Here is a 23,960-nt window from a genome sequence, read left to right as displayed (position 1 = left end):
CCGGACGACACAACGGCAGCGCCTCCCGCCGCGACGCCAGGCATACTGGGACGCGAGACACCATGTCGGAGCGGATCACGAGGGCCGTCATCCGCCGAGCGCAGCCGGCAGACGCGGCCGCCATCGCGCGCGTCGAGGTCGACTCCTGGAGGGCGGCTTACCTCGGCCTCGTCCCGGCGGACGACCTCAACGCCCTCTCCCCGCGGCTGCGCGAGGCGAGCTGGCAACGCATCCTGAGCCACGGCGCCGCGACAGGCACGCGGGCCTGGCTGCTCTGCGCCGCGGACGCCGTGCTCGGCTTCGCGAGCGCCGGACCGACGCGCGACGACGACGACGATCCCTTCGAGGTCGGCGAGCTCTACACGATCTACCTCCTGCCCGCCGCGTGGGGTCGCGGCCTCGGCGCCGCGCTGCTCGACACCGCGCAGGCCGACCTCGCCCAGCGCCGCCACCGGACCATGACGATCTGGGTCCTCGAGGGGAACACCCGGGCGCGCCGCTTCTACGAGCTCTCCGGCTTCGCCCGCGACGGCGCGCGGCGGCGAGCGCGCGTCGGCGCGAGCAGCCTGCCGGAGGTCCGCTACCGGCGAGCGCTGTAGCGCCCCTCACCGGCGAGCGCCGCAGCGCCCCCGTCCGAGGGACGCCGGCGGACAGCCCGGGCCTGGGCGCTAGGCGAAGCGCACAACGATGCTGCTGTAGCCGCCCCGCGGGTCGTACTGGGAGGTGATCTTTCCCCAGGGATACTCGTACGGCGGCGCGCCGAGGATCGATTCAAGCCAGGCATCGTGGTTCGCCTTGCGCTCGGCCTCCTCCTTCTCGGACCAGTCGTTCCAGAACGCCTTCGACTCCGCGCCCACCTCGAAGAGCTCGACCCACGCGATCTTGCCGCTGCAGAAGTGCAGCGTGACGCGGAAGGTCCGGAAGCCGATGCGCTGGCGCGCCGTCCGGTAACCGCTCCACGGCTGCGCCTGGCTCAGGGCGTTGGCCGTCCGCGCGAGCGGTGACGACAAAAACTGCGCTTCCGAGTACGAGGGTCCGATGCGGACCCCGGATGCGAGCTCGAGCTCGCCTGTCTGTCGATGGATCATCCAACCCTCCGACCTATCGGCGCAGCATACACCACAGCTCCCGGCCCCGCGCGCCGAGCCGCACCCCGACCAGCCACCGGACTCTGCCGTTTCCCCGGAGCGACCCGACTCCGCCGCTCCGCAGGTGGGTCCGCCGGATACCCGGCCCCCCGCCAGGCCACCCCGCCGCTCGCAGGCGATGACCGCCGCGCGTTTCGCGCACTGCGACCCTCGCCGCACCTGTCCCCCCGTGTCGACACGACGCCCACGCTGTCGGGTGCGACCTGCGCCGTGCGCTTTTGCCGGGGGCGTAAAGCTGCGCGTGCAACGTGGCTTTTCTCGCTCGTGACGCGCGGAGACCCGGTAATATCGGCCACGTATCGCGCCGGCCCCCCATTCCGAGGTCATTTCGAGGTCTTCTTGCCGCGCTGCCCATCCTGCCATCGCCGACTTGCAGCCCTCGCTCCTTGCCCAGCAGACGGCGCCCTGGCGCCGCTCCGCGCCGCGCCGATCGATCTCGGCGCCGAGACGCCGCCGTCCCTCGCGGGCTTCCTCGTTGGCCAGCCGCTCGCGGCGGGCGCGTTCTCGGTCGTCTGGGGCGCGACGCGGCTGGAGGACGACGCCCCCGCCGTGCTCAAGATCAGCAGGGCCCACTCGCTCCTCGCGCGCGAGCGCTTCCGCTGCGAGACGTGGGCGCTCGAGCAGCTCGGCCCCCCGGTCTCGCCGCGCCTGCTCCAGAACGGCGTGCTCGAGGACGGGCGCGCGTACATCGCCATGGAGCGGCTCCAGGGCGAGACGCTGGCCGCTCGCCTCGAGGGCCTGCCCGCCGCGCTCGATCTGCGCTCCGCCCTCGAGGTCGCGCTCGCCGTGCTGAGCTGCCTCCAGGTCGTGCACGAGCGCGGCCTGGTCCACATGGACCTCGCGCCCGAGAACCTCTTCCTCGAGCCCGGCGGGGGCGTGCGGCTCCTCGACTTCGGCCTCGCGCAGCGCGATCGCGGCGTCGTTTGCCACCCGGCGGACAGCGCGCTCACCACGCTCGGCGTCCTGCTCGGGACCCCCGAGTACGCCTCGCCCGAGCGGCTCCGGGCCGAGCCGATCGACGGGCGCGCGGACCTCTACGCGTTCGGCGCGCTCCTCTTCGAGCTGCTCACGCAGCGCCCGCCGTTCGCGGGCGATCGCGCGAACGTCGCGCAGGGGCACCTCGGCCGGCAGCCCCCCCGGCCGAGCGAGCTCGCCCCGGTCCCGCCGTCCATCGAGGCCCTCGTCCTCGCCTGCCTCGCCAAGGAGCGGGCGCTCCGCCCGCACGACGCCGCTGGCCTGCGGGCCGCGCTCGCGTCGGCAGGCGCGGCGGTGCTCGCTCCGGAGGGCGGCGCCGCCGGCGCCGCGGAGGCCGCGGTGGAGGACGCCGCCAGCAGCTCCTCGGACCGGCAGGACACGGTGGTGCTCGCGCTGGAGGCCCGCGGCGCCGAGGCCGAGGTCCGCGCCGCCGTGGCCCGGCACGAGGGGCACCTCGCGCGGCAGCGCGGCTACCGCTTCGTCGCGATCTTCCCCGGGCCGAAGGAGGCGGCCGCGGAGCGCGCGCTGCTCGCGGGGCGGGAGATCGTCGCGTCGGTCGGCGCGCCGCTCGCGATCCACGTCGCGCCGCTGAAGCTCCGGCGCGAGGCGCGCGAGGGCGACAGCGTCCAGGCCGTCACCGGGCTCGCCGTGGAGCGACCCGAGGCGTGGCTCCCCGCGGATCCGTGGCGCGGGATCGCGCTCAGCGCCGAGCTCGTCACCGCGCACCCCGGCTTCGACGTCGCCGCGGCGAGCGAGGACGGCCGCTACTTCTTCGCGCAGGAGGCGCCCCTGTCCCCGGGCGAGCGCGACGCAGCGCGCGCCGCGCCGCCGCCGCTCGTCGGGCGCGGCGACCCCCAGAGCGCCGTCGAGGGGAGCCGCGAGCGCGCCCTCGCGGGCCTCGGGCCCGGCCTGTGCGCCCTGATCGGCGAGCGCGGCGTCGGCAAGTCGCGGCTCGCCGACGAGATCGCCGAGAGCAGCCGGCTCGCGCACCCCGGCGCGCTCGTGATCTCGGTGCGCGCCGAGCTGGAGCTCTCCGGACGCACCGGGGGCCGATCCGGACAGACCGCGGCCGCCCTGCTCGCCGAGGTGCTCGGCGTGGACGACGGCGCGGAGAGCAGCGCGGAGAACAGCGCGCGCGCGGCGCCCCGCGACCCGCGCGCGCTCTGCATCGAGCGGCTCGGCGAGCCGCTCGGCGGCGACGTGTGGCCCGCCGTCGCCGCCTCCCTCGGCTGGCTCGACGGCTCGTCCGACCCGCCGCCGCCGGCGCGCCGCGGCAGCGTGATCCGCGCGATCGCCGAGGGGCTCCGCCGCCGGGCGACGGAGCGCCCCGTCGTCGTGATCGTCGACGACGCGCACTTCGCCGACAGCGCCGCGCTCGACGCGCTCGACCTCGCGACGCGGCGCGAGGCGCAGCTCCCGCTCTGGGTGCTCCTCACCGGCGCGCCGGAGCTCGCGGCGCGACGCCACGCGCTGAGCGCCCGCGATCACGCGCGCGACCAGGTCGCGCTCTTGCCGCTCGACGACGCCGCCGGGCTCCTCCTCTGCGCGGAGCTCCTCCGGCCCGCGGAGCACCCGCCGAGCGCCGCCCTCCGGCGCATCTGCGCGTGGGCCGGCTACAACCCCCGCTGCCTCGTGGAGCTCACCCGCGCGATCAAGCGCGCGGGCCTCGTGCGGCTGCGGGCGCGCTCGAGCAGCTACCAGCTCGCGACCGCCGAGCTCGAGAAGCTCCCGCCGTCGCCCGCGTGGCAGTGGTCCGCGGCGCTGCAGCTCGAGGCGCTCCCGCCGGAGCTCGGCGCGTGCGCGCAGCTCTGCGCCGTGCTCGGCTTCGAGCTCTCGGAGGACGTGGCGGCGGGCGTGCAGCGCGCGCTCGAGCGCGAAGGCGAGCGCGAGGACGCGGCGGCGCCGCGCTTCGACGTCCCGAGCGGCCTGCGCGCGCTCGTCGCGCGGGGGATCCTCGCTCCCCGCGGCGCGCACGACGCCGTGCGCGGCGAGGGCGCCCCGCGCGGGGGCGCCCGCTATGCCTTCCGGAGCGCGCTCTTGCAGGAGGCCATCTACGCGCTCCTCACGGAGGAGCAGCGCGCGGGGATGCACCGGCACGCGCTCGCCGTCTGGGAGCGCCTGGCCGAGGCCCAGCCGAGGGCGCCGGATCTGCTCGAGCCGGTCGCGTGGCACGCCGCGGCCGCCGGGGCGCACGCCCGCGCGGCGGACGCCTACCTGATCCTCGGCGATCTGCACCGCGACCGGCACAACAACGCCGTGGCGGAGGGCCACTACTCGTCCGCGCTCCTCTGGGCCGACGGCGACGATCAGCGCCAGCGCTATCTCGCGCTGCTCGGCCGCGCGCGCGTGCGTTACCGCGTCCTGCGCACCGGCGAGGCGCTCGACGATCTCCGCTCCGCGGGCGCGCTGGCCCGCACGATGAAGGATCCGCGGATGATCGCGGAGGCGCTGCTCGAGGAGGCGACGGCGCTCGACTGGGCCGGCGCCTGGGAGGAGTCGGCGGCGCGGGTCGAGGAGGTGATCCCGCTGCTCGACGTCCGCGAAGGCCACGTCGACCCGGCGCTCGCCGCGCGCTTCGAGGTCGCCGCCGGCCGCTCGTCGTTCCGCAAGGGCAACCTGGAAGACGCCCTCGAGCGGCTGACGCAGGGCGCCGAGCGGGTCCGCGAGGCCGACCACGACACGCACGTGACCGGGCTGACGCTGCTGGCCTGCGTCCTCATGCGGTGCGGCCACCTCGACGAGGCGGAGCAGCGCTTCGACGAGGCGGTGCGCAGCTGCGAGGCGCGCGGCGATCGGGTCCACCTCTGCGCGGCGCTCGTCCGCCGGGCGGAGCTCTGGCCGGCGCTCGACGCGCCGGATCGCGGGATGGCCGACCTCAGGCGCGCGGTCCGGCTCGCCCGCGAGGAGGCCAACACCTGGGCCGAGCGCGAGGCGACGATCAAGCTCGCGGAGCTGCTCTACCTCTGGGGGCGCGAGGACGACGCGCTGCCCCTCGTGCGGCAGGTGCGCTCGCTGGACGAGCAGTTCAAGGACCGGCCCGTCTACAGCAGCGCGCTCCTCCTCGCGCGGATCCACGCGATGCGCGACGAGCACGCGGACGCGAGCCGGCAGCTCCGGTGGCTCAGGGCGCAGGGGGCGGTCGCGGACCTGCCGCCGTACGCCCAGGCGCTCCTCGGCGTGATGCAGCTCGCCGTGAGGGACCCGCGGCACAGCATGGAGGGCGCGCGCACGCGGGCGACGATGCGCGAGGAGGGGGAGCCGCCGGGCGAGCTCGGCGGCGGGCTGAGCGCCGACCAGCGGGTCGAGCTCCTCTACTGGCGCGCGCGCGCCCTGCTCGACGCCGGCCGCCCCGAGGACGTGGCCCTGCTGCTCGCGCGCACCGCGCCGCTGCTCGCCGAGAGCAGGGCGTGGCGCCCGCGCTTCGCGAAGCTCCGGGCGGGGTACGGGCAGCTCGCCGGCTAGCCCTGCGCTCGCGGGCGAGCCACCCCCTGCGACGCGGCGCCCTCACCTCGGCCTCACTTCGGCCTCACCTCGGCCTCACCTCGGATCGATGCGGAACACCTCCCCGGTGAGCATCACAACGTAGAGCTCGCCGGCGGCGTCCTCGCCGAACGAGGCAGCCGGCAGGCTCGACGCGAGGTCCGCCGTGATCTCCACGTGATCCCGCACCGCCCCGCCGTCCCACCGCAGCGTCCAGAAGCGGTGTGTCCCGTAGTCGCCGTAAACGTACCTCTCCTGGAGGCACGGAATGGCCGAGCCGCGGTAGACGTGGCCGCCGGTGATCGAGCCGCCCTCTCCGCTCGAATGGCTGTGCTCCACGGCGGGCGCGACCCCGACGCGGGAGCACCCGGACGAGACGCAGTGGTCGCCTTCCATCGTCGGCCAGCCGTAGTTGCGCCGCCCGGTGCCGGCCGGCTCGATGTTGAGCTCCTCCCAGGCGTTCTGTCCCACGTCGGCGATGTAGAGGTCTCCCGTGCGCCGGTCGAAGCTGAAGCGCCACGGATTGCGCAGCCCGTAATCCCACACGAGCGGGTTCACCCCTGCGCCGGAGAGATTGCCGGACGGCCCGAGCCCGGTCGTCACGTCGATCCGCAGGATCTTGCCGAGGGGCGACGAGAGGTCCCTGGCCGGAGAGGTCGAGTACGGCGTGACGGCCGCGTCGCCGACCGACGCGTAGAGATGACCATCCGGTCCGAACGCGAGCGTACCGCCGACGTGGTTCCAGCCGCCGTGCCTCGCATCGAGGAGCGTCCGGACAGGCAGGCTCCCCGCCGACGTGTCGGCGACATCCGGGTTCGTGGCCGAGCGGCGGAACTCGGCGATCGTGACGTTGCCCCTGGGCGCGGCGGTGTAGAAGAGCCAGAACCTGCCGCTCGTCGCGTAGCTCGGGTGGAACGCCATCCCGAGCAGTCCGCCTTCCGCGGTCGGGCTGGGCGTGCACACGAGCGGGTGTGCGCTCGCCGGATGCGACGGCGGGCACGAGGTCCCGCCCCGGAGGTCGAGGAACGGCGTGGACAGGAGGACACCGTTCTTGATGAGGCGGACGACTCCGTCCTTTTCGAGGACGAACCTCCTCGAGGTGTCGCCCGGCGGGCTCGTGAGGAAGAGGGGCGTTTCGAGGCCGGAGGCGATCTGCGTGAGCTTCAGGCGCGGCACCCCGGAGCACGCGGGGCCGGCGCTGCCGCCGCCCGCGCTCGCGCTGGAGCTCCCGGTGCCGGCGCTGCCGCCGCCGGTGCTCGCGCTGGAGCTCCCGGTGCCGGCGCTGCCGCCGCCCGCGCCGGTGCCGGTGCTCGCACCGCCGGCGCCTGAGCTCCCGCTGCCGGCGCTCGCGCTGCCGCTGGCCGCGCCGCTGCCGGCGCCGCTCGCCGCCCCGGCCGGCGGCCGCAGCCCCTCGATCCACGCGCGGACCGTCGCGAGCCCCGCCGTGTCGATGACCTCCGACCCGATCGTCGGCATCTGCGCCCTGGAGCCGCGGTGCGCCATCCGCCGCACCACGGCGCTCGACTCGGGATCTCCCGCGGCGATCCTGTGGACCACGCCGGGCTCCCAGAAGCTGGGCGTCACGCCCACGCCCGTCGTGTAGATGTCGGTGCTCTCCACGGTGGTGTTCGCCGCGAGCAGGCGTGTCCGCAGGGTCGCGACGCCGGCGCTGTTGTGGCAGTTGCCGCAGTTCACATGGAGATACCCGAGCGCCGCGGCCGCCGTCGCGTCGCCCGGCGGGCGGACCCCTCCCGGCATGGGCACGCTGAGCCGCCCGGCGTTGCTCAGCGACGTGATCGTCTCGCCCGGGCCATGGTGGCTCAGCTGGAGCGCGCTGAAGCCGAGGATGCGCTCCGGGAGCTTGCCGTGGCACTCCCAGCAGTCCGCGGTCCGCGGGATGTCGTGCGCGGTCCCGCGCGCGTCCTCGACGCCGTCCTCGACAAGGAACGCGTCGTTCCCCGACGGATCCCACGCATACGCGGCGAACACCCAGTCGTCGATCCCCGGTCCGAACCGGTGGATGAGCCGCGTCTCCACGGCCACGCCCTCGGCGCGGAACTCCTTCCAGAAGCGCGTCCCCACCGGCAGCGACCAGTGATCCATGTCGCTCGTATCGACGGTGGAGCAGCGCGGCAGGTACACGAAGCGCCGCTTGGCTGCCCCGTCCGACCAGAGCTCGAAAGCGGGGCGGAACTCGAGCGTGTTCGCCGCGCGCGACCGGGTCGCTATATCGGCATAGAGCCCGGTCTCGGAGAGCCGCTCGGGCGGCGACGGATCCGGCGGGAGCGCGGCCGAGTCGGCGCACGGATCGCCCGTGGAGCTCGGCGTGCCGGTCGTCGCGCCCGAGCAGGGAGCGCAGTGCGGCCCACCGCAGTCGACGCCCGCCTCGAGGCCGTTCCTCGCGCCGTCCGAGCAGGTCACGTAGCAGACGTCGAGCCGGGGGCGCTCCTCCACGTTGCCGATCTCGCTGCTCCTCAGGTCGGTACGGTGCGCCGGCGCCTCATCGAGGAGCACGCCGTGGTTCGGCGCGGTCCCGAGCACCCACGCCTGGACGAGCGACGACACGTCCGCCGCGCGGGCGCCGACGCCTGCCTCGGCCGCGATCGTCGCCGCGCTCTCCCGCTCGAAGCCGCTGTCGCCGACGCTGCGCCACGCGGCGGTGCGCTCCTCCCACGGGACCACGACCCGATGAACGCTGATCGCGCTGCGCTCGGTCTTGTACGTCTGATGGAAGATCATCGACGCAGAGACGACCGTCGCGCCTGTGGGCACGGGAGCGAGGTCGAACTGCACGACGGACCGGCGGCGGCCCGCGCTCCCGGCGGATCCCGTCGAGAGGTTCGGAGACGCCGAGTCGCTCCACGCTGGAGCATTTTGCCACAGTGTCGCATCTCTCACCGTGCCAGGCCTTCCACGCTGGATCGAGACGCACACCATTGCATCGCTCGAGAGCGCCGCGCGAGCCGCGCCATGAGCGGGCCCAAGAGCGTGACCAAGAGCGTGACCAGGAGCGGGCGAATCGCCGGAGTCGCCCTCCCCCACATCGTCGATGCCGCCGGTTCCCTGCGCGATGTCGCGCTCCGCCCCGGGCCCTGTACTACAGTTGAGGGTCGCGGCGGCGGCTCCGGCAAGGACGCCGCGCCTCACGAGGGGATGCACGCGCGATATCGCCCCCGAGCGGCGACCGCGGCAGACGGGTGGCCCGAGCGGCCCGGGCGAGAGGGGTCGTCGTTTCATACAGCAATCACCTCCTGGTGGGGTTGCCCGCCGGGATCTCTCCCGCAGGCGACGGCAGTTGTGCGCGAGGCGCTCGGGGACCCGACCGGATCCACGGACACACCTCGCCATCGATGGGCGCCGAGATCACATCAATGAATGTGCCACTCGATCGCGACAGCGCGCCGCGTCACGGCCCACATGAAGTGCGCCGTTCGCCCCGCGCCGTCACGCCGTCACGCCGCTCGCCGAAGTCCCCGGTTGGATCCGGCGCGAGGGCCGCGTATAATGACAGATTGTGTCATCCCCCGAACCAACGCAGAGCGCCTCGCTATTCCTCTGCATCACCTTCTTTCCGAGCGAGCGCCTGGCGACGGCGGTGCTGCGGCTTGTGTCCAGCTTCTGCGGCGCGGTGCTGGACGACGCGAACGTGAGCTCGCGGTTCTACATGGCCGCGCATGAGCTCGCCGAGAACATCACCAAGTATTCCACCGGCCCTCGCGTCAGCCTCGAGCTCGCGCTGGAGGAGGACGACAGGTCGCACATCATGAAGATCCGCGCGCGCAACGAGGCGTCCCCGGAGCGCCTGCGGGAGGTCGAGAAGCGGCTGCTCGATCTGAAGACCGCGAGCGACCCGCTGAAGCACTACGACGAGCTCATCACGGAGACAGCGATGATCGAGGGCGTCTCCGGCCTGGGCCTCGCGCGCGTCCGCGCCGAGGGAGGGCTCGACGTCGACTACAAGATCGAGGGCAACGAGCTCACGATCATCGCGCACGCGCCGCTCGAGCGGTGGAGGCTGAATGAGCAGCTTAAGGGTTGAGCCCGTCGTCACCGAGAGCTTCGGCATCGAGCCTGCCCTCAGCGGCGATCGGCTCAGCATCAAGCTCACCGGGACGGGCGACATGGCGGCGGCCGCGCCGCTCGGCAGCTATTGCAATGAGGTCCAGCTCGAGGTGAAGCGCCTCTCGCTGACCACCGTCGAGTTCGACATACGCGCCCTGTACTTCCTGAACTCGAGCTGCCTGAAGGCGTTCATCGCCTTCATCTGCGGCGTCGCCGCCCACGGGCTCGGGTGCGAGATCAGGTTCGTCACGGACGCGCGGCTCGGGTGGCAGCGGCGCAGCCTGGCGGCCCTCCAGCGCATGTCCCCGAGCCTCGTGTCCATCGACGAGGCGTGAGCCGGGAGCGCTCGAGCATGACGGCGAAGCGGCCCACGATCGCCCTCCTGACCGACTCTCTCTGCGGCGAGTACCAGTCCGAGGTGCGCTTCGGGGTCGAGCGCGCCGCCGAGGCGCACGACGTCAACCTCGTCGTCGCCTTCGGGGAGACGGGCGCCCGCCGGGGTGACACCCTGGACGCCCGGGGCAGCATCTATGCGCTCGTCGGCGCGGCGACGGTCGACGGGCTGGTGATCGTCTCGTCGGCGCTCACGAAGCACCTCGGCGTCGAGGGAGCGTACGCGTTCTGCCGATCGTACACGTCCCTGCCCATGTGCAGCGTGGGGCTCGCGATGGAGGGCATCCCGAGCGTCATCGTCGACAACGCGCTCGGGGTGGAGGCGACGGTCGCGCACGTGCTCGACGACCACGCGTGCCGGCGCGTCGTGTACATCAGCGGGCCGGTCGACAACGAGGAGGCCAAGCTGCGCGCCAGGGCGTACCGGAGGGCGCTCGAGGCGCGCGCGCTCCCCTACGACGAGCGCCTCCTCGTGTTCGGCGATTTCCTGATCGACGGCGGCCGCCGCGCCATGCGCGAGCTCCTCGCGCGCGGGGTCGACTTCGACGCCGTCATCGCCGGCAACGACAACATGGCCCTCGGCGCGATGGACGCGCTGAAGGCCCACGGCGTCGACGTCCCGGGCGACGTCCTCGTGTGCGGGTTCGACGACGTCGCCGTGTCGCGCGTCACGAGGCCGTCATTGACCACCGTCCGCCAGCCGATCAAGGAGCTCGGGGCGCTCGCGGTCACGACGGTCGTGCGCCAGCTCGGCGGCGAGCGGGTGCCGGCGTGCAGCCTGCTGCCGGTCGAGCTCACGCGGCGCGAGTCGTGCGGCTGCGGCTACTACGCCGCCCTCCCGCGCGCGTCCGCCGGGGCGTCCTCGCGCGGCGAGCCGCTCTCCATCGCCGAGCAGCGGGAGGACCTGGAGCGCGCGCTCGCGCGGTCCGTGACCGCCTCGGCCGCGTCGCTCAGGGCCTGGCCCCGGGAGCTGCTCTCGGCGCTCGAGGAGGAGCTCGCCGGGCAGGAGGGCCGCTTCCTGCGGGCGCTCCAGGGCGTCCTCGACGCGGCCGGGCGCGAGGGCGTCGCGCTCGACCAGCTCCAGGGCGCGATCACGCTGCTCCGCGCGCGGGTCCGCCGGGCGCCCGCCGGCGCCCCCGAGGACGACCTCGAGCGGCTCTGGCACGCGTCCCGCATCCTGATCGGCCACGCCTCCGCGCGCGCCGAGGGCGAGAAGCGGCTGTCCCTGGAGCGCGCGTCGATCCACCTCAGCTGGACCGGCAGGTGCTTCTCGACAAGCCTGAGCATGCCCACGCTCCGGCGCACGCTCGCGGCGGAGCTGCCCAGGGTGGATCTCACGCACGTCGCCATCTCGCTCTACGACGACCCGCGGCACACCACCTTGCGGTCGCTCTTCCTGATGGAGAACAGCCGCGAGGTGGAGCCGCCGCCCGCGAGCTTCGCGTCCTCGTGCCTCGCGCCGCCCGGCTTCCTGGGCTCCGCCGAGCGCTGGAGCGTCATCGCGATGCCGCTCACGTTCGGCGAGACGGAGCACTTCGGCGTCGCGCTCCTCAACAGCGGCGCGAACGAGGTGGTCTACGACGCGGTGCGCCTCCAGATCGGCTCGGCGATGAAGGCCGTGTCGATGCACCGCGAGATCGTCCGGCAGGTGGAGATACGCGAGCGGCTGGAGCAGGAGCGGGTCCGCCAGGAGAGCCTCGTCGCGGAGCGCATCCAGACCACGCTCGTCCCGTCGCGGCTGCACGTGGAGGGGCTCGAGCTCTCCGCCATGATGAAGCCGGCCGCCGAGGTCGGCGGCGACTACTACGACGTGATCGCGACGCAGGAGGGCGGGTGGCTCGGGATCGGCGACGTCGCGGGGCACGGGCTCGCGGCGGGCCTCGTCATGCTGATGATCCAGAGCATGGTCGCGGCCATGACGCGCAGGGATCCGATGGCCAGCCCGGGCGAGCTCGTCTCGGCGCTGAACGGGGCGCTCTACGAGAACGTCCGGGAGCGCTTGAAGCGCGACGAGCACGCGACCCTGCTCCTGCTCCGCTACGAGCGCAGCGGGCGGGTGACGTTCGCCGGCGCGCACGACGACATCGTCGTGTGCCGCGCGGGCACGCGGCGGTGCGAGTGCGTCCCGAGCTCCGGCGTGTGGGTCGGCGTCCTCCCGTCGATCGACGCGATGACCCACGACGCCGAGCTCCGCCTCGAGGACGGCGACCTCCTCGTGCTCTACAGCGACGGGGTGACGGAGGCGCGCAACGCGGAGCAGGAGCAGTTCGGGCTGGAGCGGCTCTGCTCCGCCGTCGAGGTCTCCCAGGACGCGCCCGTCGAGGTCCTCCGCGACCGGATCGTGAGGGACGTCGAGAGCTGGAGCTCGAGCCTGGACGACGACATCACGATCGTCGTGGCGAGGCACCGCGCGTCCCCGGGCGCCGGGTAACCCAGCTCCGCCTCGGGGAGGAGCGCGCGCGTCACAGCGGGCAGCGCGCTACCGACCGTCAGCCGGCGAGGCGCCCCTCGATGATGCCGCCGTCCGCCGTGATCCCGACGACCACCTCCGAGTCGACGAACAGCGACACGACCGGGCCGACCCAGGCGTCGTTCTCCCAGACGCACTCCCACGTCCCCGCCATCGGCGGGATGCCGCCGCGCCGCACCCAGATGCGCCCCGCGCTGCCCGCCCAGGCGCGGCCCTCCGCGTCGATCGTCGCCGCCGACAGGGCGCGCCGCGGCTCGATGTGCTCCGTGAAGACGCTCTGCCCGTACCGCCAGACCACGCTCCCGTCCGCGCCGACCGCGATGCCCACGCCGAGATCGGGCCGCCCGGCGCACGCGACGAACGCCCGCGCCGGCGGCGCGGGGATGCGCTCCAGGTGCCAGTCGAGCGGCGCGTAGAGCGCGACCAGCCCCTCGCCCGCGGTCGACCGGCCGACGAGCAACCACCGCTCGTCCTCGACGCGCGTGACCGCGGCGAGCAGCGCGACCCCCTCGGCCGGCATCGGCCGCAGCCAGCGCTTGGCGATGAACGCGTGCAGGAGCGGCCGCGGATCGTTCGGCGTCGTCGAGACCAGGATGCCCATGTCCTCGAGGTCGCCGCTCAGCGCGACGTGGCTCTGCGGCTCGCCCGGCAGCTGGAAGACGCCCGTGACGCCGCCCGTCGTGTACACCGCCAGCGTCGAGGCGTCGCCGCCGAGCAGCCAGCGCCCGGGCCCGATCCGGTGCACGAAGCGCACGCCCTGCGGGCTCGGGAGGCCGCCGGACGACGCCTCGCTCCAGCTCGTCCCGTTCCAGAAGAGCAGCCCGCCCGTCGCCGCCGCGAGGCACCGGCCGTAGCCGTCCCAGGCCACGCTCCGGATGACCGAGTCGAGGCTCGGGTGGTGGAGCACGCTCCACGTCCAGCGCTCGACGATGAACGACGACTGCCGCGGCGGCGGCTCCCGGCTGGCGCGCGGCGGCGCGCTGATGAGCTCGGCCTCGATCGCGCGGTCCGGGCTCGGGCGATCGGCGCCGCGATCCGGCGCGCGATCCGCGGCGGCGCCCCTCGGCTGGCGCGGCGAGAGCAGCGTCTGGCCGAGCTCCCCCTTGAGCTGCGCCGGCGCCTTCACGTGCGTCGCGGGGAGGGTCATGGGCGCCATCTCCTCCTGGGCGCGCGTGCGCTGCTCGCCCGCGCTCGCCACGATCCGCTGCTCCAGCGCCGAGACCGGCGAGGCGGGGCGGAGGTACGGCGAGAGCATCGCGGCGACGGCCACGGCCTCCTGGAGGCGCTCCTGCGCCTCGCCGGCGGACGCCCAGCGGAGCGCGAAGTCGATCGACTTGCACGCCTGGTCGTTCGCGCGCAGCGCGGGGTGGAGCCACCGCGTCTCGAGGAGGCTCCGGCGCGTGCGCGCCATCGCCGCCATGAGCGCCTGCGCCTGCGACTCCGCGACGATGAACTGCTCGCCCGTGAGCAGGAAGAAGATGACGGACGCGAGGTTGAAGATGTCGGTCCACGGGCCGATCGTGCTCGGATCGGCGGACAGCATCTCCGGCGGCGCGACCCCGGAGCTGCCGACGACGCCGGCCATGATCGTCTCGCGGATGCCGCGCGGCCGCGCCATGCCGAAGTCGCTGATCTTGAACAGCTCGTCGTCGCCGGAGCCGCAGCACAGGATGCTCTCCGGCGTGAGCTGCCGGTGGATGACGCCCACGTCGTGCACCGCCGACAGCCCGCTCGAGATGCACTCGATCGCGCGCGTCGCGCGCGCCGGATCGAACGCGTGGCCCGTGGCCTGGATCGTCCCCTGCACCCGCTGGCGGAGCGTCACGCCCTGGACGCCGCCGTGCACGTACTCGATCGTGATCCAGGGCAGGTCGAGCGTCTTCGTGCCGCGGCGGACCTCGAACGTGCCGGTGTCGATGAGCCGGACCACGAAGGGGGTCGGGGGGACCTGCTCGTTGAGGCGGCCGAGGGACACCGCCTCCTTCTTCACGATGACGGCCGCCGACGGACCCATCTGCCGGAAGAGCGACGGCCGCAGCACCTTGACGACGACGGGGGTCTCGCCCTCGGGGGCGGTGCGGACCGCGTAGTACGAGACGAACATCGCGCCGGCCCCGGCCCGCGACACGATCCGGTAGCCGATGCTTGGCGAGAGGTCGCTGGGGATCGTGGCCCCCTGCAGACCTCCGAGGGCCTCTTCATCGCTGGGTATTGTGAGCACGTAAACGACCATAGCGCACCCGGCGCGCCGTGGAACAGCTTGCCGAGAGGGGGGCAACGCGGCCCCCTCGGGCGTCCCCCGCGCGGCGCCCGGCGCGCGCTCTGTTGTGTCCGGCGCGCCCGGCGCGCCCTGTAAGGCGGCGCGGGCGTCGCGCGTTGCACGGGCATGAAGAACCAGAGCTCTCTGTCGCGCCGGCTTTGTCTCGCCGCGTTCCTGCTGTCGACCGCGCCCCTGCTCGCCGCGTGCGCGGCGCAGGCGACGCCGCCCCAGGCCGTCGCTCCGGAGTCCCACACCATCACGGTCGTCGGCCGGGGCGAGGTCAGCGCGAGGCCCGACATCGCCCGCGCCCAGATGGGCATCGAGGTCATGGCGCCCACCGTGGCCGAGGCGACGAAGTCGGCCGCTGCGCGCATGACCGAGATCATCGCGGCGCTCAGGAAGGCCGGCGTCGCCGACAAGGACATCCAGACCAGCAACTACTCCATCCAGCTCGTGCGGCCGGCCGACGTGCCGCCCTGGATGCATCCCCCGCAGCCCCTTTCGGCGCCCGCGCCGGCCGTGGCTCCTGCGGCGCCCGCGGCGCCCGCGGGGCGCGCGGCGCCCGCTGGACGAGGGCCGAAGTCGGCGCCGCCTCCGGCGCAGAAGCCGCCGGCGTCGCCCGATCTGGCCCCGGCCCAGCCGGCGCCGCCGGCGCACTTCTATCAGGTGAGCAACACGGTGATGGTCGTCGTGCGCAACCTCGATCAGGTCGGGGCGGTGCTCGACGCCGCCGTGGCCGCCGGCGCGAACAACGTGTGGGGCATCTCGTTCGGCCTCGACAAGACCGACCCGCTCGAGGCGCAGGCGAGGGAGAAGGCGATCGCGGACGCGCGGGCTCGCGCCGAGGCGCTCGCCAGGCTCCAGGGCGTCTCGCTCGGCCGCGTCGTCGCGATCAGCGAGATCGTCGACCAGGGCCCGATCCACGCCCCCCGCCTCGCTGCCGCGTCGTACGCCGCGGACATGGGCACCCCCGTCTCGCCCGGCGAGGTGTCGTTCGGCACGCAGGTGAAGGTCGTCTACGCCCTGGAGAGCGCGCCGGCGAGCCCGCGCAAGTGAGCTCCCGGCGCAGGCCTCCGTCGCTTCACGCTGGCCATCGCGCGCTCGCTCCCCGTGGGCCGAGCCTCGGCCTCCTGCGCTGAGCGGCCGGCGCTTCGCCCGGCGGCGAGTCGGCGCCGCCGCGCGCCGCCGCGCGCAGCGGTGGTCGGATTGCAGCTATCTCCAGCCGCGCGTCGCCCTGGCGGATACAGTTCCGGCGTCCGGCCCTGACCCCACACCCCTCCGCCCCTCTACAGCGCCATCATGACCGCTCCGCCCTGCCCTCCCCTCCTCCGCGCTGCCCTCCCCGCGGCGCGCACGCGTTCTTCTGCCGCGCTCGCGCGCTCGCTCGGGGCCGCGGCGCTCGCCGTATCCGCCACGGGTTGCCTCGTGATCTCGCCGCCGGCGTACGAGCCCCCCGAGAAGACCGCGCCCGTGCTCACGGCGGTCTTCCCTCCCCCGTACAGGCCCGTGCACATCGATCTGCTGAACCCGCTGGACAAGATCAAGGATTTCGGCGCGACGGTGCTGTCCGAGGACAACGGTGAGCCCGTGCAGATCGCCCTGTACATCGACTATGGGAGGCGCACCTCGAACAAGTACCCGTACCGGAGGTCCGTCGACGCGCCGTCGGTCGCGGCGGGGACCATCGCCGGCGGACAGCGCCCCTTCACGCGCACGCTGGACCTCAACATCGAGTCGATCCCGAACGACGGAGTGACGCCGGAGCGGGAGTGTCACACGCTCACCATGATGGCATCGCACGCCCTCAACGAGAACAAGTGCAATTGCCCGGACGACCCGGACGACATGAGCTGGATCACCTGGCAGCTCATCACCTGCGACCCGGACGAGCCGACCTGCCCGACGTCGTGTCCTGCGCTGGACTGCGAGACCACCCCGTGCCTCTTCTGCGATGATCCCTCGCTCGCAGAGGGCTGCACGGACTCCTGACGCCGCGCGGGAGGACTGCGCGAGCCCCTGATGCCGCCGGGCGTGGTACATCGGGGCCGATGAGCGCTCCCCCTGACGTCCAGCCATCCCTCGCGCCGCCCGGCGGGGTCGTACGGCCCGCGCGGCGGCCGCCCGGGTGGGTCGCCCCTGGGCCGCGGCCGGTGACGCCGGAGCGGCCGGAGGTCTGGCCCGGCCCCGGCGAGGACCTCTGCTATCTCTCGGGCGATTTCCGCATCCTTCAGCGGCTCGACGGCCACCGCTGGTCGGCCGACGATCTCGTGACCGCCTGGTTCGCGGCCGAGCGGGTGGGGCACGCGCCCCCGCGCCGCGCGGTGGACCTCGGGTGCGGGATCGGCACGGTGCTCCTGTTCACCGCGTGGCGCTTTCCGGACGCGCGCTGCGCGGGCGTGGAGGCGCAGGAGGTGAGCGCGGCGATGGCGCGGCGCTCGGTCGCGTGGAACGGGGTCGACGTGCGCTGCGAGGTCCGGTCCGGGGATCTGCGCGACCCTGCGGTGCTCGACGGCCTCGGGCCGGCGGACCTCGTGACGGGCACGCCGCCGTACTTGCCGGTCGGGACAGGCATCGAGTCCGATCGGGTCCAGCGCGGCCCGTGCCGCTTCGAGCACCGGGGCGGCGTGGAGGACTATTGCCTCGCGGCGGCGCGCCTCCTCGCTCCCGGCGCGCCGTTCGTGGCCTGCGCGTCGGCGCGGCAGCGGGGGCGGGTCGAGGCGGCGGCGGCGGCGGCGGGGCTCGCGCTCGAGGCGTGGCGCGACGTCGTCCCGAAGGAGGGCAGGGCCGCGCTGTTCTCGGTCTACGCCCTGCGCCGCGCCGGGGACGTGGCGTCGTGCCGCGACGAGGCGCCGCTCGTGCTGCGCGGCCCGAACGGGCGCTTCACGGAGGAGCACAACGCGCTCCTCCGGACGATGGGAATGCCGGTGTGACGGCGGGTCCGCGCACTACGGATCTCGGTGATCTCCAGCATACGAGTCCGAGGTCGGCCGCTTCGGCGTGGACTGTGGAGCACGACCGCGGTAATCGTTCGCGATGAGCCTTCGGATCACCCAGGTGGATGCGTTCACGGCCAAGCCGTACCGCGGCAACCCGGCGGCGGTCTGCGTCCTGCCCGAGGCGCGCCCCGCGGCGTGGATGCAGGCTGTGGCGCGCGAGATGAACCTCTCGGAGACTGCCTTTCTGGTCGCCCGCGGCGACGGCGGCCATGATCTCCGCTGGTTCACCCCGGCGGTGGAGGTCGCGCTCTGCGGGCACGCCACGCTCGCGAGCGCGCATGTGCTGTGGGAGGCAGGCCTGCTCGCGCGCGACGAGCAGGCTCGCTTCTTCACGCAGAGCGGCCTGCTCACCGCCTCTCGCCGCGACGGCGGCTGGATCGAGCTGGATTTCCCGGCGAAGCGGGAAGAGAAGGAGGAGCCGCTCCCGGGCCTCGCGCAGGCGCTCCGCGTGGAGCCGCTCTACATTGGCAGGAACGCGTTCGACTACCTTGTCCTGCTGGGGTCGGAGGATGAGGTCCGCGCGGCGACGCCCGACTTTGGCCTCCTCGCGACGCTGCCCGCGCGGGGCGTCATGATCACGAGCCGGAGCTCGTCCCGGGACTTCGATTTCGTCTCGCGGTTCTTCGCCCCTGCCGCGGGCATCAACGAGGATCCGGTCACCGGCTCTGCTCATTGCTGCCTGACGCCGTTCTGGGCTGCGCGCCTCGGCAAGGCCGAGATGCTGGCCTATCAGGCCTCGGCGCGGGGCGGCGTGGTGCGCGTGCGCCTGCGCGGCGATCGCGTCGACCTGGGCGGCCAGGCCGTCACCATCCTGGAGGGCGAGCTCCGCGCGGAGCCGAACATCCGGGGCGAGGGCTCTCCCCCTTCGGACAGCCCTCCTGCCCGCTGATCCGCGCCTGGCGCCGAGGGTCAGCTCGGCTGCGACACGAGCGGCAGCGTCATCGTCTGCGCCCGGAACAGCGGCTGTCCGTCGCGCGAGAGGAGCGCCTCCTTCGCCGGCTGGCCCGCGGCCGCGCGCGGTCGTGCCGGGCGCGCCGGTCGCGCCGGCTTGTCTCCCGGCTGGGGCGCAGGCGCAGCGGGCGCCATCTCGACCGGCGCCTCCCATGCGTTCCGGGTCCCGCCCGCCTCGTTGGCCTGGAAGAACACGGCGCGGAGCGCCCTCCCCTCGACGTCCGTCTCGACGGCCATCATCCAGAACCACGGCCCATCCGGCTCGGATTCTTGTCCGAGGAACGAGAAGGTCATCTGTCGGGGCTCGTTGCGCCGGTTGTGCTCGCTGCGGGCGGCCTCGAGGTGTCTCTGCGAGGGTTTATCGGCCGGCCCGCGGTACACGCGCACCGCGACCCCCTCGATATGGGGCATCAGGTACAGCCCGTCTCGCTGCACGGTCAGCCACGGGTGTTTTCCGCTCTCTGCCAGCCTGCAGAGGGCATGACCGAACCGCTCGTGCGCTTTGCAGCCGATGCCCCAGCTCGTATCGCCCTCTTCGCGGTTCGCCTCGCTGAACGCCTTGTTGCGGACATTGACCGCCGTCTGCGCCAGCAGGACGAGCCGGCTCTGTTCAAGGACGGGGTTCAGCTCCCAGGGAAGGGCGGCATCCATCGGATCCGGCACGCTACGCATGTTCACTGAAAAGTCAATCACCTCTCGCCCCACCGCCAGGCCCCTGAAACCTCCCGCGCATCGACGACCGCGGCCCCCCCCTGTGCTACAGCGCCCGCGCCAGCGCTTGCGCGCGGCCCGGAGGTATTCTGTGGGATCCCCCCCGATCGTCGGAGCTCCCGCCGCGGATCGTCCGCTGGTGGGCGTAGGAGTCATGCTGGTGCGCGATGGCCGCGTGCTCCTCGCGCGGCGGCGGGGCAGCCACGGCGACGGCAGCTACTCGTGGTGTGGAGGCCACCTCGAGTTTGGCGAGTCGTTCGAGGCCTGCGCGGTCCGCGAGGTGCTCGAGGAGAGCGGCCTCGTCGTCAGAAAGCTCTCGTTTCTGTGCCTGAGCAACCTCATCGCCTACGGCAAGCATTACGTGGACATCCAGCTCCTCGCCGAGGAGTTCGAGGGCGAGCCCGAGGATCGCGAGCCCCACAAGATTGCCGGCTGGGGCTGGTATCCTCTCGACGCTCTCCCCGAGCCGCTCTTCCGCCCGGTGGAGCTCGCGATTTCGAGCTACCGCAGCGGCCGCCGCTACAACCCCTGACCCACCCGGGGCGGGGCGGCGCCGCCCTGCGCCGGGCCTCGTCAGCTTCAGCTCGCTACGTCGTCGCTTCGCTACGTCTCAAGTCCCAGCAGCTCCCCTCGCTCCCCGGCGCTCCGGCGTCTTCCGATGCGCCTCCGGGGCCGGCGTTGCCGCCGGTGCCGGGTGTGCCGGCCGCGAATTGCGCCGTCGCCGCCGCTCGTACCGGTCAGCGCCAGCGTCGCCCCCGTTCCCCCGACCCCGGCGGGACCGGCAGCTCCTGGGATACCCTCTTCACCGCGCCGGCAGACCCCCGCCGGATCCGTCTGCCCGCGCTCTTCTTCCCCTCCTCCAGCGTTCACCCCGCGCACTTGAAGCGCCCGAGCACCTCCAGCCCCGCCTCCACCTTCACGCTCTCCTCGAACGCCTCCTCCCCCTCCGCGCACGCGTACACACGCTTCCGTTCCGCCGCCGCCTTCTCGATCGCCTCCTGCAGCGACCCGTACGGCCTCTGCCGCGTCCCCTCTCCTCCTCCCGCTCCCGCCTGCGCGAACACCCCGCACGCGTCGCTCACCACGCTCGGGTCTTCCCGCGGGTCTCCCTCGCAAGGATCCGGCGGCTCCTCTCCTCCGGGGCTGTGCGGGCACACGGAGTTGTGCGGGCACGCGTCCTCTCCACCGCAAGACCCGATCGAGAGAAGGCAGCAGAAGAGAACGATGCCCACCCCCCGTCGGTGCTCGGCGCTTCGCGCCTCCGCGCCGCCGGCCCCTCCCATAGCCCGCGCTCCGCGCGGGCTGGGAGGGGTGCGTCCGTCACTGGTGTCTCGCGCCGTCATGGTGGGAGGAGCAGACTGCTTGGCCGTGTTCCTCATCTCGATATCTCCTTCATGCTCAGCGGTCGTCGAAGCGCCGAAGCCACGCCTCGCTTCTCTCCAAGTCGAAGCGGAGCCCTGGACCGGCGTACTGGAACGGCCGGTGCTCCGTGATGCGGATCGGCTTCAGGTACTTCGACAGCTTCACGTACAGCTCCGGCCAAACGTTGCGCTCCGCATTGCCAAGCTGCGGACGCGGGCCTGCCTGAATCATCATGCCTCCGTCGAACCGATGAACGACGAACCGGCGATCCAGCGCGCCCAGATCAGCCTCGATCTTGTCCGCCCCTCCCATCTCCACAACCCACCGCTCCCCCAGCACCGTGAGCCAGTTGACTCCCTTGATGCCCTCCTTGCCACCCCTTCCCTCGAGCAGCCAGATGGAATGAGATATCGGGTAGTCCGCCTCCAATCCGGGAAACCGCTGGGCCCAATCATACACAATAGGCTCATACAGGTTGCGAATCGAGCTATCAGGCGACTCGACCGCGCCGATGCCACCGTAGCCGCTCACCGGCTTCAGCCTGCGGCACACCTCGAGCATCACCTCCGGAAACGACTCCGACGAATCCGCAAACCAGAGCAGCGGGAATGCCATCCGAAAGAACCCGAGCTCGGTGAATGGGCGCCTCTCGTTGCCCAGCGCTTCAGCGTAGAAGGCGCTCGCGCCGCGATCGTACTCCGCTCCGTGGTAGATGAGCGAAAAGCTCTCGTCTTCACCGAACCCCAGGAGCCACGCGCGAGGATTCGACCCCTTTCCCTTGTCATACGGCTCCATCAGCCGCTTTTCTGGGTGCAGCGCCCAGCGGAGACGATGACCACAACGCCGGAAATAGTCTTCGCAGCATGAGACAACCGCCTCGCGCACCTCGCTCTTGTAGGCGTCCTCGAAGTAGAAAGTTGCCACAAGCGCGACCTGCAGAACCGGGCGCCCCTCGTCGTCCTTGACCACCAGGTGCTCATCGAGCACCTCCATCATCTCGTTCGTCTCATCCGACATGACTTCCTCCATCATGGAACAACCACAGGACCGCCGAGAAGCGGTGCGAGCTTGCTGAGGATCCGCGCGACTGCGGGCGGAATGGCCACATCATCGGCCTGCCCCCCTGGCACGGCGTCATCCAGCACCAGCGCGATCACGAGCAACGTCAGCGCCGCCACTTCCGCCACGTCACCGGCGGTGATCTCCTGCGGCTGTGGTTGCGGCTTCTGGCGCGGACAGCCGCACCGATCGGGTCCAAGCTCTTTGAACCGGGCTTTACCGGCGATTGCCGTATATGCCAATTCCTGTTCCCGTTTGAGCTCATCCGGAGGAAACTTGATCTCGATGACCTCCTTGATGTTGTCGCGCGTAGGCGGCTTCGTGCCGTCCTTGACCACCACCACGTCCGGTATCCTGCTCCCCTTCGGGCTGCTGCGCGTCGCGCGCCGCGGGTCGTTCTTGCTCATGATGGGCTCGGGCGGTCGCTTGCTCATGTCGTAGGGCACCTCGGCCTTGAGCGGGCTCGTGTGCGCCGACGCCTCCTCCAGCGCCCGGATGTGCTGCGTCACGCATCGCTGCCGCAGCTTCTCCTCCTTGCACCGGCAGATGAAACCGCACACCGCACCCTCCTCCGGCGTGAGCGGCCCGCCGCCACCGCCGAGGCCTCCCGCCTGCATCGGCGGCAGCCCGCCAGCGAAGCCGAGCAGCGGCAGCCGTACAGGTTCCGCCCGCACCGGAGCGCCGGCTGGCACGAACGGTAGCGCCGGTCGCGCGGCCGGCGCTCCGCCGGGCGCGCCGCCCTGCTGGATCCTTACCGCGCCGCCGTCGATCGACACCCCGCTCGCGTCGATCCGGACGAAGCCCCCCGGCCCCCGGAGCGTCACGTCGCCCGCCTCGATCACGATCGCCCCGCCGGCCTTCAGATGGATGGTCCCGCCCGCCTCCAGCGCCGCGACCCCGCCGACTCGCTCGTGCCGGTCGCCGTCCACCGTGAGCGACCGCGTGCCGCCGACCCGCTCGCGCAGCTCGCCCTCCACCAACGACCACACCGCTCTGCATCCCGTGCGCGACCGGCTTCGGCGTGCGCCGTGCGTGCCGGTACGGCGCCAACACCGGCACCGCTGTGCCGCTCACCAACCAACTGCCCCAGGCGCTTCCTTCGATCCACAGCGACGTCACCAGCAGCCCCACCCGCGGGTCGAGCTCCGGTCGCGGGTGGCCCTCGACCGCGAAGACCGTGCCGGGCCGCAGGTCGAGCGCGCTGGTCTGGAACGAGATCGAGCACGACCCCGTAAGCTCGGCTTCCAAGGCACGCGCCGCGAGCCTCGCCGCGTGGCGATCGTCGTGCGAGGGGGCGCCGTGCTCCCCCTCCACGACGCACGCGCCCGGCTGGTAGCGGTACCGCTCTGTGCGCGCGTCCATGCAACCCGCGCTCCGCGCCTGCCCGAGCAGGGCCCAGGTCGGGCGCGCGAAATCGTGATCGCGCAGCACGATCGCATCGGCACGCGCATACCGCTCCACCGCGACCCGCGTCACCCAGGCGTGTGTGCGCACATCCAGCGGCTGGTCAGCGTACGTGAGCGGCGCCTCCCGCCGCGGCGCGCTCTGGTGCAACGCATCGGCCAGCACCAGCCGCGAGCGCTCCCCATCGTCGAGCAGCGCATACGAGATCCCCGCCTCCTCCAGCACGCGCTGGAAGAAGTCGAGGTCCGTCTCCCCGTACTGCACCTTGTACGCGAGCCGCGGGTGCTCCTTCTCGTCGATGCGCCACGCCGCATCGAGCCCCCACCCGTCGAGCACCGCGCGCCCGATCTCGGGCACCGACAGGTGCTGGTAGATCCGGTGGTCGGTGCGCAGCGAGAGCCGCCACAATGCCGGCACGATCGTCAGCGCATACGTCGAGACGCCGAGCTCGCCGCCGCGCAGTTCCAGCCCGTGCACCTGGCGGATGTGGCTGCAGACGCCCGACCAGACTCGCTCGCCAGAGAGCCCGCTGCCCTCGCCAGCCTCGATCCGCAGCGCCGCCGGTTGCCCCGCGATCGCCTCGAGGTCCACGCACGGCTCCGGCGACGACGCCTCCACTTCCACCGTAAACAGCGACGACACCGCCTCGCGGATCGCCACCCGCTCAACACGCAGCGCCTCGCCGCAAG

General features: G+C 72.9%; 17 protein-coding genes and 1 pseudogene. 10 read left to right on the top strand and 8 right to left on the bottom strand.

Annotation, left to right across the window (positions count from 1 at the left end; genetic code table 11):
• The first annotated feature begins 62 nt into the window (after positions 1–62).
• Positions 63–599, top strand: coding sequence for an N-acetyltransferase family protein (locus tag WME75_RS11350; protein ID WP_437489748.1), 537 nt, complete (start codon positions 63–65; stop codon positions 597–599).
• A gap of 69 nt (positions 600–668) precedes the next feature.
• On the opposite strand, the gene WME75_RS11345 is transcribed toward WME75_RS11350, so the two are convergent.
• Entirely contained in the window at positions 669–1,088 is a 420-nt protein-coding gene (locus WME75_RS11345; protein WP_437489746.1) for a hypothetical protein, read from the bottom strand.
• A 399-nt stretch (positions 1,089–1,487) separates the two neighbouring features.
• Here WME75_RS11345 and WME75_RS11340 point away from each other — a divergent pair, with 399 nt between their 5' ends.
• Positions 1,488–5,585, top strand: a complete 4,098-nt coding sequence (locus WME75_RS11340; RefSeq protein WP_437489742.1) for a serine/threonine-protein kinase — start codon at positions 1,488–1,490, stop codon at positions 5,583–5,585.
• Between the two features lie 75 nt (positions 5,586–5,660).
• On the opposite strand, the gene WME75_RS11335 is transcribed toward WME75_RS11340, so the two are convergent.
• Positions 5,661–8,750: a PQQ-dependent sugar dehydrogenase gene (locus tag WME75_RS11335; RefSeq protein ID WP_437489739.1), complete on the bottom strand. Its 3,090-nt coding sequence runs from the start codon at positions 8,748–8,750 to the stop codon at positions 5,661–5,663.
• 367 nt (positions 8,751–9,117) lie between these two features.
• Here WME75_RS11335 and WME75_RS11330 point away from each other — a divergent pair, with 367 nt between their 5' ends.
• From WME75_RS11330 to WME75_RS11320, 3 genes are read left to right on the top strand one after another with little or no spacing between them, the layout of a single operon-like run.
• A complete protein-coding gene (locus WME75_RS11330) occupies positions 9,118–9,642 on the top strand; it encodes a hypothetical protein (RefSeq protein WP_437489736.1) in 525 nt (174 codons plus the stop codon).
• On the top strand, positions 9,623–10,000 hold the full coding sequence (locus WME75_RS11325) for a hypothetical protein (protein ID WP_437489733.1): 378 nt from the start codon (positions 9,623–9,625) through the stop codon (positions 9,998–10,000). The genes WME75_RS11330 and WME75_RS11325 overlap by 20 nt, the downstream gene beginning before the upstream one ends.
• Positions 10,001–10,017: 17 nt before the next feature.
• Positions 10,018–12,489 carry a SpoIIE family protein phosphatase gene (locus WME75_RS11320; protein WP_437489730.1) on the top strand — a complete coding sequence of 824 codons (2,472 nt, stop codon included), beginning with the start codon at positions 10,018–10,020 and terminating at the stop codon, positions 12,487–12,489.
• 58 nt (positions 12,490–12,547) lie between these two features.
• Here WME75_RS11320 and WME75_RS11315 read toward each other — a convergent pair whose 3' ends face one another.
• Positions 12,548–14,749, bottom strand: coding sequence for a serine/threonine protein kinase (locus tag WME75_RS11315; RefSeq protein ID WP_437489728.1), 2,202 nt, complete (start codon positions 14,747–14,749; stop codon positions 12,548–12,550).
• Positions 14,750–14,914: 165 nt separating this feature from the next.
• Between WME75_RS11315 and WME75_RS11310 the strand changes: the two genes are divergently transcribed.
• The 4 genes from WME75_RS11310 to WME75_RS11295 all read left to right on the top strand — a co-directional run bounded on the left by WME75_RS11310 (position 14,915) and on the right by WME75_RS11295 (position 18,673).
• Positions 14,915–15,844, top strand: coding sequence for an SIMPL domain-containing protein (locus WME75_RS11310; RefSeq protein WP_437489726.1), 930 nt, complete (start codon positions 14,915–14,917; stop codon positions 15,842–15,844).
• Positions 15,845–16,087: 243 nt separating this feature from the next.
• On the top strand, positions 16,088–16,777 hold the full coding sequence (locus tag WME75_RS11305; RefSeq protein ID WP_437489724.1) for a hypothetical protein: 690 nt from the start codon (positions 16,088–16,090) through the stop codon (positions 16,775–16,777).
• 59 nt (positions 16,778–16,836) lie between these two features.
• On the top strand, positions 16,837–17,718 hold the full coding sequence (locus tag WME75_RS11300) for a tRNA1(Val) (adenine(37)-N6)-methyltransferase (protein ID WP_437489721.1): 882 nt from the start codon (positions 16,837–16,839) through the stop codon (positions 17,716–17,718).
• A gap of 103 nt (positions 17,719–17,821) precedes the next feature.
• Positions 17,822–18,673, top strand: coding sequence for a PhzF family phenazine biosynthesis protein (locus WME75_RS11295; RefSeq protein ID WP_437489719.1), 852 nt, complete (start codon positions 17,822–17,824; stop codon positions 18,671–18,673).
• A 20-nt stretch (positions 18,674–18,693) separates the two neighbouring features.
• On the opposite strand, the gene WME75_RS11290 is transcribed toward WME75_RS11295, so the two are convergent.
• Positions 18,694–19,407, bottom strand: coding sequence for a hypothetical protein (locus tag WME75_RS11290; protein ID WP_437489716.1), 714 nt, complete (start codon positions 19,405–19,407; stop codon positions 18,694–18,696).
• A gap of 130 nt (positions 19,408–19,537) precedes the next feature.
• Between WME75_RS11290 and WME75_RS11285 the strand changes: the two genes are divergently transcribed.
• Positions 19,538–19,978: a nucleotide triphosphate diphosphatase NUDT15 gene (locus WME75_RS11285; protein WP_437489713.1), complete on the top strand. Its 441-nt coding sequence runs from the start codon at positions 19,538–19,540 to the stop codon at positions 19,976–19,978.
• A gap of 334 nt (positions 19,979–20,312) precedes the next feature.
• Here WME75_RS11285 and WME75_RS11280 read toward each other — a convergent pair whose 3' ends face one another.
• From WME75_RS11280 to WME75_RS11265, 4 genes and pseudogenes are all read right to left on the bottom strand, one after another.
• Entirely contained in the window at positions 20,313–20,528 is a 216-nt protein-coding gene (locus tag WME75_RS11280) for a hypothetical protein (protein ID WP_437489711.1), read from the bottom strand.
• Between the two features lie 316 nt (positions 20,529–20,844).
• Positions 20,845–21,840: a type VI immunity family protein gene (locus WME75_RS11275; protein WP_437489708.1), complete on the bottom strand. Its 996-nt coding sequence runs from the start codon at positions 21,838–21,840 to the stop codon at positions 20,845–20,847.
• Positions 21,837–22,844: a VRR-NUC domain-containing protein gene (locus WME75_RS11270; protein ID WP_437494791.1), complete on the bottom strand. Its 1,008-nt coding sequence runs from the start codon at positions 22,842–22,844 to the stop codon at positions 21,837–21,839. Before WME75_RS11270 ends, WME75_RS11275 begins: the two co-directional genes overlap by 4 nt.
• A 133-nt stretch (positions 22,845–22,977) precedes the next feature.
• Positions 22,978–23,913 (bottom strand): annotated as a pseudogene (locus WME75_RS11265) (type VI secretion system Vgr family protein); the annotation flags it as partial.
• Positions 23,914–23,960: the final 47 nt, after the last annotated feature.

It is taken from the genome of Sorangium sp. So ce1014 (genome assembly GCF_051521505.1).
Taxonomy (GTDB): domain Bacteria; phylum Myxococcota_A; class Polyangia; order Polyangiales; family Polyangiaceae; genus Sorangium.
This window is presented reverse-complemented; position numbering and strand designations above follow the sequence as displayed.